Here is a 12988-nt window from a genome sequence, read left to right as displayed (position 1 = left end):
ACAGCCATGGGGAAGCCTTGAACACCACCCGCGCCATGACCGCTCTCGCGCTCGGCGGGTTCGGCATCGGTACGACCGAGTTCGCGACGATGGGCCTGCTGCCCCAGATCGCCGAGACCTTCGGCATCCCCGACTACGAGGCCGGACACGCGATCAGCCTCTACGCGGCCGGTGTCGTCGTCGGCGCGCCGCTGATCGCCGTGCTCGGCGCCAAGCTGCCGCGCAAGGGCATGCTGATCGGCCTGATGCTCGCGGTGGCCCTGGGCAACGGCCTGTCGGCCGCGGCCCAGGACAAGACGTTGCTGCTCCTCGCACGGTTCGTCGCCGGACTGCCGCACGGCGCGTTCTTCGGCATCGCGGCCGTGGTCGCCGCCACGCTCGTTGCTCCTGAACGGCGCGGCACGGCCGTTGCGCGCGTGATGGTCGGTCTGACCGTGGCGAACCTCGTGGGCGTGCCTCTCGCGACGGCGGCGGGGCAGCAGATCGGCTGGCGCACGGCGTACCTGGCGGTCGCGGTGATCGCCGTGATCACCGCGCTGGCCATCGCAGCCTGGGTGCCGAGGGTGCCGAAGGTGGAGGGCGCGTCGATGAAGGGCGAGGTCCGCGCGTTCGGGCGTCCGACGGTCTGGTTCGCGATCTTCACCGGCATGATCGGCTTCGGCGGCATGTTCGCCGTCTACTCCTACGTCGCCCCGCTGACGACCGAGGTCGCCGGGCTGTCGCAGAGCGCGGTGCCGTGGATCCTCGCGGTGTTCGGGCTCGGCATGACGCTCGGCGCGACGTTCGGCGGCCGGTTCGTGGACCGGTCGGTGACAGGCTCGGTGTTCGGCGGCCTGATCGCGGTCTGCGTGATCCTGGTGCTCTTCGGGCTGACCGCGAGCATCCCGGTGTTCCTCTTCGTCTTCCTGTTCCTGCTGGGCTTCACCATCCAGATCCTCGCGGCCGCGCTGCAGATCAGGCTGATGGACGCCTCGCCTGACGCGCCGTCGCTCGCGGCCTCGTCCAACCACTCGTCGCTCAACGTCGCGAACGGCGCGGGCGCGTGGCTCGGCGGTCTCGCGATCGCGGCGGGCTGGGGTTACACCTCGACGGCGTGGGTCGGCGTGGCGCTGTCGCTGGCCGGTCTGGCGATCGCGGTGGCGTCGGTGCTCTACGAACGGCGTGCTTTGACGCGGGAGACCACGAACCAGACGATGGCGATGGCCAGCGCGGCCAGCACCACCGTCGAGACCCAGCCCAGGTAGCGGTCGACGAGCTCGTAGTTGTCGCCGAGCGCGTACCCGGCGAGGATCAGCGCGGTGTTCCACACCAGGCTGCCCGCCGCCGTGTAGAGCGTGAACTTCACGATCGGCATCCCGGACACCCCGGCCGGGATGGAGATCAGGCTCCGCACGACCGGCACCATCCGGCCGATGAACACGGCCTTGTTGCCGTGCTTGTCGAACCACGCGTCGGACTTGTCCACATCGGACGCGGTGACGAACGGGATCCTGTCCGCGACCTTGCGCAGCCGCTCCAGCCCGAGCCACGCGCCCAGTCCGTACAGCACGAGGGCGCCGACGACGGACCCGGCCGTGGTCCAGAGGATCGCGGCGATCAGCGAGATCTTGCCCTGGCCGGCCGTGAACCCGGCCAGGGGGAGGATCACCTCGCTCGGGACCGGCGGGAACACGTTCTCCAGTGCGACCGCCAGTCCGGCGCCGGGTGATCCCAGCGCCTCCATGAGCTTCGTGATCCATTCCATGGTTGTCGAATTACCCGTTTTGCCCGTCACGCACTCATCTGGCCGTCTCAGCGGGTGAGGGGAACGGCGACCGCACCGGCGAACCGCGGGTGCTCCGCCTCGTCGAGCATCGCGGCGGCCACGGTCTCCCGGCTCACGAGCAGTCGCAGGAGGCTCTTCGGGGACGCGTCCAGCCCGACCGTGCGCCTGTCCGGGCTGAGCGGTTTCCTGGCCAGCGGGCCGGCGTGGAAGACCGTGCCTCCCACTTCCAGCACGGTCGCGTCGGACGCCACCTTGTCGGCGATCTCCTCGCCGAGCCCCTTCAGCACCAGGCGGTTGAGGGAACTGGCGACCGGCGCCGACGGGCCCGTTCCGTAGGCGCCCAGCCAGATGACCCTGGCACCCGTCGCCACGGCGGCCCGTGCCCCGGCGACGAGCACGCCCGGCTTGTGCCCCTTCGGCACGCCCAGTCCGGAAAGGACGGTCTCACTGCCCTTGAGCGCCGCCGCGATCCGTTCGTCGTCGAACACGTCCGCGGCGACCCTGGTCAGCAACGGCGAGTCCGGCACGGTGATGCGGCCGGGATCGCGGGCGACGGCCCTGACGGTGTGCCCGCGGTCGAGGGCCTGCCTGGTCAGGGCGAGGCCCGTCGGGCCGGAGGCGGCGAGGACGGTCAGGTGCATCTGGTTCTCCCGGTTCGGTGGTCACCACCGATGCTTCCTGCCGTCGTGGACGCGTGCCTGGGCCAGGCTGTCCCCCGTGGAGGTCGCGGCATACTGGGAGAATGGACCTCCTCCTCGGCGCCGCGGTCCGCGAGTTCCGGGAGAGGACCGCGCCCGGTGACGTCGGCCTGCGCGATCACGGCGTCAGGCGTGCGCCGGGGTTGCGGCGGGAGGAGCTCGCCGAGCTGGCCGGCGTGTCGGAGGACTACCTCAAGCGCGTCGAGCAGGGCCGCCGCCACCCGTCAGCGGACGTCGTGAACGCCCTGGCCCGCGCGCTGCGGTTGCCGGCGGCGGACTACGAACGCCTGTGCGCGCTCGCCGGGTTCGCGCCGACGGCGGGCACCGTGCCCCGAGAGGTGGGCCCGAGCGGCGAACGCTTCCTGCGGCGGATGGGCGGCACCGCGCTGTGCCTGGTCGACGCGACGTGGACGATCGTCGCGTGGACACCCGCGTGGCGGGCCATGTGCCACAACGCTTCGGAGACCGACCCGGCGGGCCGCAACGTCGCCCGGCAGATCTTCACCGGCACGCAGGGCCGCCTCCTGCGCACGGCAGAGGAGGAGACGGAGTTCCGCCGGCTGCTCGTCGACGACCTGCGCGGGGCCTCCCTGCGGTACCCGCGCGACGACGGCCTGGCCGCGCTCGTCGCGGACCTGCGTTCGGCGAGCGAGGTGTTCGACGCGATGTGGGCGACGGCCTCCGCACCTGGTCCCGCCACCGGCCGCGTCGTGCTGGACGACCCGGCGCTCGGGCCGATCGAGATCGACAGCGATGTGGTGGGCCTGCGGGAGAACGACCTGCGCGCGATCGTCTTCACCGCCTCCGAGGGCTCCGCCGACCGTCTCGCGGCCCTGCTCGACCCGCGGGTGGAGACGGATCTCCACCCTGGCTACAGCGCGGGGTCCACGCGCTGACCTGCGCGAATTCCTAGCGTTGACGGCATGAACGCAACCGTCGAGATCGTCCTCATCGCCGCCGCCATCGTCTTCGTGATGGCCCGCAGGCTCATCGGTGAACCCGCCGTCGGCAAACGCCTGCTGCTGCTCCCGGCGATCCTCGGGGTGATCGGCCTGACCCAGGTCGTACCGGACTCGCTGGTGTTCCTGCTGGTCAGCGTGGTGCTGAGCGTGGCGTTCGGCGTGCTGCGCGGGCTCACGATCCGCACCTACGAGCGCGACGGCCTCGTCATGCTGCGCTACACGGCCATGACCGTCGTGCTGTGGGTGGCGAGCATCGCCGCGCGGTTCGCCCTCGGGTTCGTGCTGGCCCCGGCCGCTGCGGGCAACGGGCTGATGCTCGTGGTCGGCGCCGGCCTGCTCGCCGAGGGGCTCGTCGTGATGTCGAAGGCCGTGCGGGTGCGCGGGCAGGTCGTGTGGTCGAAGGGCCGCAACGGCGAACCGCACCGCACGTCGGCGTTCCTCGACTCCTGGCAGGAGAAGGTGCGCGGAACGCGGCATGATTCGTCCCGATGAAGCTCACCGACGAGATGCTCAGGCCGCTGGCGACGCTGGTGCTGTCCGCGGTGACGGTGTTCCAGCTGGCCACCCGGCCGTCGGCCGCGCTGACGTGGGCCCTGACCGCCGTGGTGATCGCCTCGGCGGTCGCGTCGGTGTTCGTGCTCGACCGGCTGCCGGAGCGCGGCCAGATCGCGGTGGCCGGAACGTTCGTGCTGTCCAGCGCCCTCTGTTCGCGTTGGCCCCGTCCACCGCCGGGGTGGCGTTCGTCTTCCTCGCGACCAGCACGGCCGGGCGTCAGCTGGAGTCGCGGCACGTCTCTGTAGCGCTGGCGATCGCGGGTTCGGCGCTCGCGACGATCTCGACGTGGGCGGCCGAAGCCCTGGGCGCCGCCGAGATCCCGCCGTGGTGGCTGGGCCTCACCACCGGTCTGCCGGTGTACTTCGGCCTGGTCCGCCGCGAACGCGCCGCAGCCCAGGCCGCCGCCGAGTACACCGCGGTCCTGGAGGAACGCGGCCGGATCGCGCGCGAGATCCACGACGTGGTCGGGCACTCGCTGTCCGGCATCGCCGTGCAACTGGACATGGCCGACGCCCTGCACGCGGCGGGCAAGGCTCCTGAGGCCAACGAAGCCGTGCTGCGCGCACGAGCGTTGGCCGTCTCCGGCCTGAAGGAGACCCGACGCGCCGTGCACGCGTTGCGAGAGAGCACCTTGCCGTTGTCGGAATCGGTCGCACGGCTAGCGGAGTCGCACGGCGCCCGCTACCGGGTGTCGGGCGGGGGACCGGTGAGCGTCGAGATCGCGCAGACCGTCATCCGCGCCGCGCAGGAGGCCCTGACCAACGCCCACAAGCACGCACCGGGCGCCGACGTGGACGTGCTGCTGGAGCACGAGGCTTCGGTGGTCAGGCTGACCGTGACCGACAACGGGACGCGGCATGCGGAGGGCGACGGGATGGGGCTCGCCGGCATGCGCGAGCGGGCTGCTCTACTGGGAGGAACGCTGTTCGCCGGACCGGACGGTCCAGGGTGGACGGTCAGGATGGAGTTGCCCCGATGATCAGACTGCTGATCGTGGACGACCAGGCCGCCGTGCGCGACGGGCTCGCCGTGATGCTGGACCTCGACCCGGACATCACGGTCGTCGGCACCGCCTCCAACGGCCAGGAAGCTGTTGCGGCGGTGGAAGACCTGACCCCCGAGGTAGTGCTGATGGACCTCAACATGCCCGTCATGGGCGGCGCCGAGGCCACCGGCGTCCTGCGCGCCTCGCACCCGGACCTGCCCGTGGTGGTGCTGACGACGTTCGACGACGACGAGTCGATCCTCGCCGCCCTGCGCGCCGGCGCCCGCGGCTACCTGACCAAGGACGCCGACCGGGCCACGATCATCCAGGCGGTGCGCGGGGCCCACGCGGGCAACGCGATCCTCGACCCCGCTGTGCAGTCACGCCTGCTGGACCTCGCGAGCCGGCGGCCCGTCTCGCCGCCAGGAGTGGACCTCACGTCGCGCGAGCGCGAGGTGCTCGACCTGATCGGGGAGGGGCTGCGCAACGGGGAGATCGCGCGGCGGCTGTTCATCAGCGAGGCGACGGTGAAGACGCACATCAACAACCTGTTCGCGAAGGCGGGGCTGCACACGCGAGCGGACGCGGTGAGGCTGGCGCTGGCTTTGAGGGGGTGAGCGGGAGCTGGGGGCCGGTGCCGCGAGGCTTGCGGGCAGGGCCGGTGGCCGGCAGGTGCGCTTGCAACCGCTGCGCGGCCGCAACTTGCCTCGCACCCGCCGCCTGGGTTCGCCGCCGCCCGCCTCGCCCTCACCGGCGTGGTGCGCGGGCCGGGTGGCCGCCCCCTCCCGCACGGGTCTACCGTTGTTCGCCTTCCCTTCATGGAGGTCGACGGTGCGAGGCGCGATCGCGGCGGGCCACCCGCTCACCGCACAGGCGGGCGCGGCGATGCTGCGCGCCGGGGGCAACGCCGTGGACGCGGCCGTCGCGGCGATGCTCACGTCGTGCGTCACCGAGCCGTTGCTGACCGGGCTCGGGTCCGCCGGGTACATGATGATCGCGCCGGCGGGCGAAACCCCTGTGCTGCTGGACTTCTCGGCCGTGGCGCCGGGGCGTGGCCGCAGCGGCGACCGGGCTCCGCTCGACCCCATCACCGTCCACTTCGGTGACGCGGAGCAGGAGTTCCACGTGGGACCGTCCTCCGTCGCCGCGTACGGGATGCCCGCCGGCGCCGCGAAAGCCGCCGCCTACGGGCGGGCGCCGTTGCACGAACTCGTGGCCACGGCGGTGAAGCACGCGCGTGAAGGCCATCGGGTGAACCGGTATCAGGCATACGTGACGTCGTTGCTGCTGCCGCTCGCCCAGAGCGCAGGTCTCAACGCCCTCGAAGAAGGCGAACTCCTCGTCCAGCCCGAGGTCGCCGAAGCCCTCGAACGGCTCGGCGAAGACGGCGCGGAGCCGTTCTACCGGGGCGACATCGCGACGGCGGTCACCGACTGGATCGGAAGCAGGGGCGGCGACCTCACGCGGCACGACCTCGAAGCCTACGAAGCCGCGGCCAGGGAACCCCTGCACGTCCGGCACCGGAACCGGGACGTCCACACGAACCCGCCACCCGCGGCGGGCGGGGCGTTGCTGACGCAGATGCTGGAGGCGTTGCCGGACGACCCCTCGCAGCAGGACCTGATCCGGGCGCTGGCCACGCCGAAGACGCACCTCAACCGGCTCGGCTCCACCACACACATCTCCGTGCTCGACGCGGACGGCACGGCGTGCAGCGTCACGACCACGAACGGCGCCGGCTCCGGGATCTCGATCGCCGGGGTGCACCTCAACAACATGATGGGGGAGGAGGACCTGTCGCCCGACGGGTTCTTCAGCCACGCGCCCGGTGACCGGTTGCCGTCGATGATGGCGCCGACCGTCGTGACGAACGACGGCCAGGCGGCGCTCGTGCTCGGCAGCGCCGGGTCGAGCCGGATCTGCGGCGCGATCCTGCAGGTGCTCGTGAACGTCCTCGACCGCGGCATGCCCGCGCAGGACGCCGTCGACGCGCCCCGCATGCACCTGAGCGGGGACCACCTCCACGTCGAGCCGGGAATTCGACCGGAAAGTGAATTGCCGGTCACGCGGTTCCGCGCGCCGAACATGTTCTTCGGTGGCTGCCAGGTGGTCGAAATGACCGGATCGGGGCTGCTCAGGGGTGGTGCAGATCACCGTCGCGACGGCGCTGTCGTCGTCGTGTGAGATGTTGCCCGCATAATGGGATATCGAGTTTCCTGATTCGCGGATCAACGAGCACGATGAACGGGTGACGGCACTCAGCGAGAGAAGATCCTCGCCGCTCCTGTCCCGTACTTTCCTCCAACTCTCCGTCATCAGCGTCGTGTCGGGCGTGTCGATGGCGTTCGCGCTGCCGTTCGGCTCGCTGTTCCTCACCGAAGAGATCAAGGTCTCGCCGTTCCAGCTCGGCTTCTTCCTGATCGTGAGCCCGGTCGCGCAGGTCGTGGCGAGCACGGTCATGGGCAGGCTGTCGGACGGCCGGGTGCAGCGCCGGTACCTGCTCGCCGCGGGCGGTGTCGCCGGCGCGGTCGGGTACGGCCTGTTCGCCGTGCTGCGCGACTACTGGTTCCTGCTCGGCACGTCCGTGGTGTTCATCGCGCTCACGGGCGCGCTTCTGCCGCAGCTCTTCGCGTACGGCCGTCAGGTCTCACAAGGGCCGTCGATGGTCGTCAGCGTCCTGCGCACGCTGCTGTCGGTCGCGTGGGTCGCCGGACCGCCGGTGGCCGCGCTGCTCGTCGCGAAGACCGGCTGGGTCGGCCTCTTCGCCTCCACCGCGATCCTCCAGCTCGGCGTCGCGGCACTCGCCCTCGCGCTCCCGGTGCCGCCCGCCCAGACCGAAGAGCAGGCCGAGGAGGAAGAAGCCGCAGGGCCCGCGCGCGGCAACATGGTGGTCGTCTCCGCGGCTTTCCTGTTCCTGCAAGGGGCCGTGGCGCTCGCGGTGAGCGGCCTGCCGCTGTTCATCACGACCGAACTGCGGGGCACGGCCGGTGACGCCGGGCTCGCGATGGGGCTGTGCGCGGCGCTGGAGATCCCGATGATGCTGTGGTTCGGGTCGCTCGCGAACCGGATGTCGCAGCACCGGCTGGTGGTCATCGGCGCGGCGATCTCGTTGAGCTACCACGGGTTGATGCTGTTCACCGACTCCGTGTGGCACGTGATGGCCGCGCAGGTCCTGCACGCCACGGTGATCTCGTTGATCATGGGCGTCGGCATCACGTACTTCCAGAGCCTCGACCCCGCCCGGCCCGGCCACGCCACGACGATGTTCAGCAACACCCAGATCGTCGGCAGCATGGTCGCGGGCGCGTTGCTCGGTGTCTCCCAGGGGCTGGGTTTCCGCTGGGTCTACGGCTTCAGCCTCGCCATGTGCGTGTGCGGGCTGGTGCTGCTCCTGGTCGCGGGCAGGCTCACTGCACCGTCGAGGCGGTGATCTTCGGCTTCTCGCCGGTGCCGAGGTAGAAGATCCCCTTGACGGTCTCGAAGCCGAGGCTGGGGTTGCGGCGCAACGTGGAGCCCTCGACCGACATCGAGCCCGACCTGTCGTTGCTGACGAAGAACACCGCGCCGCCGCCCTCGTTGGCCTGGTTGTCCTCGACGAGCGTGCCGGCGAGCCGCAACGTGAACCTGTTGCCGTCGTTGTAGATCGCGCCACCGCTGCCGCCGCCCGGCGTCCCACCGCGAGCCGGGTTGGCGCCGCGGCCGACGGCCTTGTTGTTCCTCATCAGGCTGTTGAGCACGACCCAGGACGCGCCGATGCTGCTCAGCGCCCCGCCGTTGGAGCACACGCCGCCCTCGAACGTGCTGCCGGTGACGAAGACGGGCCCGTCGTCGGCCGCCGGTGCCACGCGGATCGCGGCACCGCCGAGGTCGGGACCGTCCGCGTCGCAGGTGTTGCCGGTGAAGCGGGAGTTCACGACCTTGAGCTGGCCGCGCCGCACGATGATCGCGCCGCCACCGCCTCCGTCGGCCTTGTCGCCGGTCGAGTCACCGTCGGCGAGGGTGATGTTCTGGACCACCAGGCGCGGCCCGCCCTGGTCGAGCACGCGGCGCTTTCCCTGACCGCTCAACGTGATCCGGCCACCGCCGTCGAGGACCGTCCTGGTGCGGACCTTCGCGGTCGCGGCCAACGGGATCGTGTGCGGCCGCGGCCCGCAGTCGAAGGTGACGACCCCGCCCGCGGCGACCGCGTCGACCACGGCCTGCGACGTGCAGCTCGCGGGCGTGCCGGTGCCGACCACGCGGGTGGGCTTCGAGGTGTCCTCGGCGGCGGCCTCTGCCGGGACCGCGGCGGTGCCGGCCGGGTTGCCGAACTTCGCGACCGGCGGGGGAGCGACGCTGCTGCTCGGCGGCGGACTCGTCACGACGGTGACGGTCTGGGACGTCGAGGTCACCGGTAATCGCGGTGCGGCGACGGGAGAACCGGGGATCGCCGTGCCGCAGCCCGCCACGAGGGCGGCGAGCAGCACGACGGCCTGTCTGGCGGAGGGCATGGCGGGCACCCTAGGTGCGGGAGGGTGGCTTGGCCACCACCGTCCGCTCGAAAAGGCAGCGAGATCAAGGCGTTCTGCAGGCGTTTCCTCCTCGTGACACGCCGGACCGGAACAAGATCCGGTTGTTCGCGCTCTCACGAGAGGTGCCCGCAGGTGCGGGACGGTGCTTAGCCTGACTCACGAGTCAGTTATCGGAGTCCGTCCGGCCCAGTCGATGTGACGATGCGTCGACGAAATGGCCTAACGACGATCACGGCGTGCGGTCCATTGAACGCAAACAACCCGATCGTGAAAGAACCACACGTTCGGGTGGCCCTGTGCCCCTGGCACACTGCGCTCCGTGTCGACCCAGTTCCCCGACGAGCCACCGACCGAGCGCCACCTGGCGCCTGACCCGGCGTTGATGGAGGCTGCCCGCGCCAGGGGAGCCGCCCGCTGGGCCGCGGCCGGCGAGCAGCGTGCGCCGGAGGAGAAGCCGCCGGGCGGTCCGTTCCGGCCGCGCACCGCCGCCATCGCCGCGATCGGCGCGTTGATGGTGCTGGCGACGATCGCGGTCGTGACGTTCAACGGCGGTTCCGGCACCGGCACCACGGACGTCGCGCAGCCCTCGCACAGCTACATCCCCGGCCTGATCACCCCGCCGGAGGAACTGCCGGAGGAGTCGTCGACCAGCCAGAACCCGTCGCTGGCCTCGTCCGCGCTGGGCCTGATGCCCACGAGCACGCAGAACGCCGTGCCCCCGCCAGCCGGTGACACGGGCAGGGCCCCCGGCGGCGCCAAGTCGTTCACGACGGGCCCCGGCTGCGGCGGCTACACCAGCGTCGGCTCCTACCGCGACGGCCGCAAGGGCTGGGTCGACCGGGGTGACGGCAGGTGCGGCTCGTCGTTCGTGTCGATCCCGATGTCCGGCGACTCCCGCCGTGACGACTCCTCCGCCTACGGCATGTGGACGTTCGCGGTCACCGGCACGTGCGAGGTCTCCGTGCACATCCCGAACGGCAGCCTGGAGGAGGTCGGGGGTAACCCGACCGTGTACTACGTGTTCGACCGCAACGGCGTCGGCGGCACCCCGATGGCGTCGTTCGCGATCAAGCAGGTCGACAAGCGCGGCCAGTGGGTCAGCGCGGGGAAGTTCAAGGCCAGCGGAAACCTCACCGTGCAGCTGCTCAGCCGAGGTCAGGACTGGAACAGCTCCGGACCTACCTACGCCCATCACGCCGCTTCGGCCGTCAAGGCAGACTGCACGGCGTGAGAGATCTGCATCTGGTCCGGCACGGCGAAGCGACGAAGGACGAGTCCCGGCTGACGGCGCTCGGCCGCAAGCAGAGCGAAGCGCTCGCGGAACGGTTGCGGGACAAGGGTTTCGCGGCCGTGCACCACGGGCCCGCGCCCCGCGCCGCCGAAACCGCGTCGATCATCGCCGGCGTGCTGCGCGTGCCCTGCCGGGTCGAGGCGGCGGCGGACGACTTCGTGCCGCACTTCGTCCCCGACCACGACGAGTTCTTCGACCGGTTCCCCGAGTCGGAACGCACGCGCGGCCCCGCACTCGCGCACGAGGCCGAGACCCGGTTCGCCCGGCCCGGCGACGGCCCGGTGCTGGTCGTGACGCACGCGTTCCTGATCAGCTGGCTCGTGCGGGACGCGCTGGACGCCCCGCCCGAGAGCTGGCTGACGCTGAACCACGACAACGCGGCGCTGACGGTCATCCGCTACACGACCGGCAAGTCACCCCGACTGGTCAGGTTCAACGACTCAGGGCACCTCAGCTCGCTTTGAGCGTCAGCAGACTGATCTCGCTCGGCGCGAAGACGCGCATCGGCGGGCCCCAGAAGCCGGAACCGCGGCTCGTGTAGAGCTGCGTGCGGTCGCTGTGCCTCGACAGGCCCGCGACCACCGGCTGCTGCAGCCGCACCAGGTAGTGGAACGGCCAGATCTGCCCGCCGTGCGTGTGCCCGGACAGCTGCAGGTCCACGCCCGCCTCGACCGCCTTCTTGATCTCCGACGGCTGGTGCGCGAGCAGCACGACCGGCGCGGTGGAGTCGGCGCCGCGCAGGGCGAGACCGAGGTCGGCGGCGTGGCCCGTTTCGCCCGAGTGGCTCGCGGTGACGTCGTCGGTGCCGGCGAACACGAGCTTGGCGCCACCGCGTTCGAGCGTCTCGTGCTCGTTGCGCAGCGCCTTCCAGCCGAGGCGGGTCATGAGGTCGACCCAGCCCTGGCCGTTCGAGTAGTACTCGTGGTTGCCGGTGATGTAGAAGCGGTGCGGGGTGTTGACGTCGCCGAGCGGGGTGGCCTGCTCCAGGCGCTGCTCGGCGGTGCCGTCCGCGATGTCACCGACGTGCACGGCGACGTCGGCGTTGAGCCCGTTGACGGCGTCGACCATGCCGCGCGACCACTTGGCGCGGTTGATGGCGCCGTAGTGCGTGTCGGTGATGACCGCGACCGTCAGGCCGTCGAACGCGGGGTCGAGCCTCGGGATGGTGACGTCCTGGCGCTTGATCCGCGGCACGCGCATGGCCTCGTACACGCCGTAGACCGTCACGGTGACGATGAGGACCGCGAGCAGCACGGCGATGAAACGGGAGCGGAACGGGTTCTCGACGCCCGCGAGCGCCATGCCGAGCCGCACGACGTCGGAGATCAGCGTCCACACGAACGCGATCCACACGAAGCCGAGCAGGAACTGGGAGATCCGCGCGGCGCGGTCACTGCCGCGCTGGGTGAACAGCACGATCATCGTGATGGCCGCGGCCACGAACACGATCGCGGCGACCGGGCGCACCGGGTCGGGCCACTCCGCGCTGGCCGCGAAGAGCCCTTCGAACGGCACCCAGAACAGCAGCGTCGTCACGGTGAAGAGGACGAGCGTGAACACCACCCGCCGAACCGTGACGCGGGGCCGGGTAGCGGTGGTCGTCATGCCTGCATCCTCCTGTGGGCCGAGAAGTCTCAATCCATCTCAACGCACAAACCATCCAGTTTGTTCGCTTCCGCGGCATTAGACCTCCGTCACAGGCGTTTTCCCAGTTGAGAGGCAACCGCGCGAGCGCTGGGGAGTCCTCTAATCAACACCGGAACAGCCGCCTGACCCGACGACCTAGAGTGGGCCACATGATCTTCTACACCGACGAGGAGAGCCGCACGCTGCGCACCGCCGTGTACGGCGCGATGCTGCTGGTCTCCCACGCAGACCCCGGCCCCGTGCTGGAGGAACGCTTCGCCGGCCTGCGCGCGCTCACGCACCTGTCGCCCGACCTGCGCGGTGTCCTGGGCGCCGCCCGCCCGTCCGTGCCCGCCGGCACCGACGAGGAGATCGAGCCCGTCGTCCTGGAGGCGCTGCGCTCCTCGATGAAGGCCCTCACGGCGAAGTCGCCGGAGGACGCCAAGGACTTCCCGCGCGCCGTGCTGGCGATCTGCCGCGAGGTGGCCGAGGCCGACGGTGTCGTGGTCGACGCCGAGGACGCCATGGTCGCCCGCATCGAGGGCGCGCTCGCGCTGTAGTCAGAGTGGGCCGTTCGAATGAACGGCCCACGTAC

The 12988-nt window shown here is 71.0% G+C and carries 15 protein-coding genes; 11 read left to right on the top strand and 4 right to left on the bottom strand.

Features of this window, described 5'->3' with window-relative positions; translation table 11 throughout:
- Window positions 1-17 precede the first annotated feature (17 nt).
- Window positions 18-1244 (top strand): MFS transporter, encoded by a 1227-nt coding sequence (locus tag ACFWN2_RS21980; RefSeq protein ID WP_382429998.1) that lies wholly within the window; start codon window positions 18-20, stop codon window positions 1242-1244.
- Here the strand turns inward: ACFWN2_RS21980 and ACFWN2_RS21975 are convergent.
- Together ACFWN2_RS21975 and ACFWN2_RS21970 are read right to left on the bottom strand one after the other, a co-directional pair.
- On the bottom strand, window positions 1151-1744 hold the full coding sequence (locus ACFWN2_RS21975; protein WP_382429996.1) for a DedA family protein: 594 nt from the start codon (window positions 1742-1744) through the stop codon (window positions 1151-1153). The two genes, ACFWN2_RS21980 and ACFWN2_RS21975, sit on opposite strands and share 94 nt — an antisense overlap.
- 47 nt (window positions 1745-1791) lie before the next feature.
- Window positions 1792-2406, bottom strand: a complete 615-nt coding sequence (locus tag ACFWN2_RS21970; protein WP_382429994.1) for an NAD(P)-dependent oxidoreductase — start codon at window positions 2404-2406, stop codon at window positions 1792-1794.
- Window positions 2407-2507: 101 nt separating this feature from the next.
- Here ACFWN2_RS21970 and ACFWN2_RS21965 point away from each other — a divergent pair, with 101 nt between their 5' ends.
- From ACFWN2_RS21965 to ACFWN2_RS21935, 7 genes are all read left to right on the top strand, one after another.
- Window positions 2508-3359 carry a helix-turn-helix domain-containing protein gene (locus ACFWN2_RS21965; protein WP_382429992.1) on the top strand — a complete coding sequence of 284 codons (852 nt, stop codon included), beginning with the start codon at window positions 2508-2510 and terminating at the stop codon, window positions 3357-3359.
- A 27-nt stretch (window positions 3360-3386) separates the two neighbouring features.
- Entirely contained in the window at window positions 3387-3917 is a 531-nt protein-coding gene (locus ACFWN2_RS21960) for a DUF1453 domain-containing protein (protein ID WP_382429990.1), read from the top strand.
- Window positions 3914-4225 (top strand): hypothetical protein, encoded by a 312-nt coding sequence (locus ACFWN2_RS21955; protein ID WP_382429988.1) that lies wholly within the window; start codon window positions 3914-3916, stop codon window positions 4223-4225. The genes ACFWN2_RS21960 and ACFWN2_RS21955 overlap by 4 nt, the downstream gene beginning before the upstream one ends.
- Window positions 4159-4959 (top strand): sensor histidine kinase, encoded by an 801-nt coding sequence (locus ACFWN2_RS21950; RefSeq protein WP_382429986.1) that lies wholly within the window; start codon window positions 4159-4161, stop codon window positions 4957-4959. Before ACFWN2_RS21955 ends, ACFWN2_RS21950 begins: the two co-directional genes overlap by 67 nt.
- Window positions 4956-5582, top strand: coding sequence for a response regulator (locus tag ACFWN2_RS21945; protein ID WP_382429984.1), 627 nt, complete (start codon window positions 4956-4958; stop codon window positions 5580-5582). The genes ACFWN2_RS21950 and ACFWN2_RS21945 overlap by 4 nt, the downstream gene beginning before the upstream one ends.
- A 214-nt stretch (window positions 5583-5796) precedes the next feature.
- On the top strand, window positions 5797-7149 hold the full coding sequence (locus tag ACFWN2_RS21940) for a gamma-glutamyltransferase (RefSeq protein ID WP_382429982.1): 1353 nt from the start codon (window positions 5797-5799) through the stop codon (window positions 7147-7149).
- A 64-nt stretch (window positions 7150-7213) separates the two neighbouring features.
- Complete coding sequence (locus ACFWN2_RS21935) at window positions 7214-8395, top strand: MFS transporter (RefSeq protein ID WP_382429980.1); 1182 nt, start codon at window positions 7214-7216, stop codon at window positions 8393-8395.
- Here ACFWN2_RS21935 and ACFWN2_RS21930 read toward each other — a convergent pair.
- Window positions 8373-9455: a hypothetical protein gene (locus ACFWN2_RS21930; RefSeq protein WP_382429978.1), complete on the bottom strand. Its 1083-nt coding sequence runs from the start codon at window positions 9453-9455 to the stop codon at window positions 8373-8375. The two genes, ACFWN2_RS21935 and ACFWN2_RS21930, sit on opposite strands and share 23 nt — an antisense overlap.
- Before the next feature lie 340 nt (window positions 9456-9795).
- Between ACFWN2_RS21930 and ACFWN2_RS21925 the strand changes: the two genes are divergently transcribed.
- Together ACFWN2_RS21925 and ACFWN2_RS21920 are read left to right on the top strand one after the other, a co-directional pair.
- Window positions 9796-10707 carry a hypothetical protein gene (locus tag ACFWN2_RS21925; RefSeq protein WP_382429976.1) on the top strand — a complete coding sequence of 304 codons (912 nt, stop codon included), beginning with the start codon at window positions 9796-9798 and terminating at the stop codon, window positions 10705-10707.
- Window positions 10704-11231 (top strand): histidine phosphatase family protein, encoded by a 528-nt coding sequence (locus ACFWN2_RS21920; RefSeq protein WP_382429974.1) that lies wholly within the window; start codon window positions 10704-10706, stop codon window positions 11229-11231. The genes ACFWN2_RS21925 and ACFWN2_RS21920 overlap by 4 nt, the downstream gene beginning before the upstream one ends.
- Here ACFWN2_RS21920 and ACFWN2_RS21915 read toward each other — a convergent pair.
- Complete coding sequence (locus tag ACFWN2_RS21915) at window positions 11218-12372, bottom strand: metallophosphoesterase (protein ID WP_382429972.1); 1155 nt, start codon at window positions 12370-12372, stop codon at window positions 11218-11220. The genes ACFWN2_RS21920 and ACFWN2_RS21915 overlap by 14 nt on opposite strands.
- A gap of 191 nt (window positions 12373-12563) precedes the next feature.
- Here ACFWN2_RS21915 and ACFWN2_RS21910 point away from each other — a divergent pair, with 191 nt between their 5' ends.
- Window positions 12564-12953, top strand: a complete 390-nt coding sequence (locus ACFWN2_RS21910) for a hypothetical protein (protein WP_382429970.1) — start codon at window positions 12564-12566, stop codon at window positions 12951-12953.
- The last annotated feature ends 35 nt before the right edge of the window (window positions 12954-12988 follow it).

It is taken from the genome of Lentzea sp. NPDC058436, assembly GCF_042721515.1.
Lineage (GTDB): Bacteria > Actinomycetota > Actinomycetes > Mycobacteriales > Pseudonocardiaceae > Lentzea.
The sequence above is the reverse complement of the archived record's forward strand: the minus strand, read 5'-3'. Positions and strand labels throughout refer to the sequence as shown.

What these genes read in the sequence shown, in the direction of transcription:
- ACFWN2_RS21975 (WP_382429996.1), bottom strand. Translation starts at nt 1,744, where the DNA reads ATGGAATGGATCACGAAGCTCATGGAGGCGCTGGGATCACCCGGCGCC.
- ACFWN2_RS21970 (WP_382429994.1), bottom strand. Translation starts at nt 2,406, where the DNA reads ATGCACCTGACCGTCCTCGCCGCCTCCGGCCCGACGGGCCTCGCCCTG.
- ACFWN2_RS21965 (WP_382429992.1), top strand. Translation starts at nt 2,508, where the DNA reads ATGGACCTCCTCCTCGGCGCCGCGGTCCGCGAGTTCCGGGAGAGGACC.
- ACFWN2_RS21960 (WP_382429990.1), top strand. Translation starts at nt 3,387, where the DNA reads ATGAACGCAACCGTCGAGATCGTCCTCATCGCCGCCGCCATCGTCTTC.
- ACFWN2_RS21955 (WP_382429988.1), top strand. Translation starts at nt 3,914, where the DNA reads ATGAAGCTCACCGACGAGATGCTCAGGCCGCTGGCGACGCTGGTGCTG.
- ACFWN2_RS21945 (WP_382429984.1), top strand. Translation starts at nt 4,956, where the DNA reads ATGATCAGACTGCTGATCGTGGACGACCAGGCCGCCGTGCGCGACGGG.
- ACFWN2_RS21930 (WP_382429978.1), bottom strand. Translation starts at nt 9,455, where the DNA reads ATGCCCTCCGCCAGACAGGCCGTCGTGCTGCTCGCCGCCCTCGTGGCG.
- ACFWN2_RS21915 (WP_382429972.1), bottom strand. Translation starts at nt 12,372, where the DNA reads ATGACGACCACCGCTACCCGGCCCCGCGTCACGGTTCGGCGGGTGGTG.
- ACFWN2_RS21910 (WP_382429970.1), top strand. Translation starts at nt 12,564, where the DNA reads ATGATCTTCTACACCGACGAGGAGAGCCGCACGCTGCGCACCGCCGTG.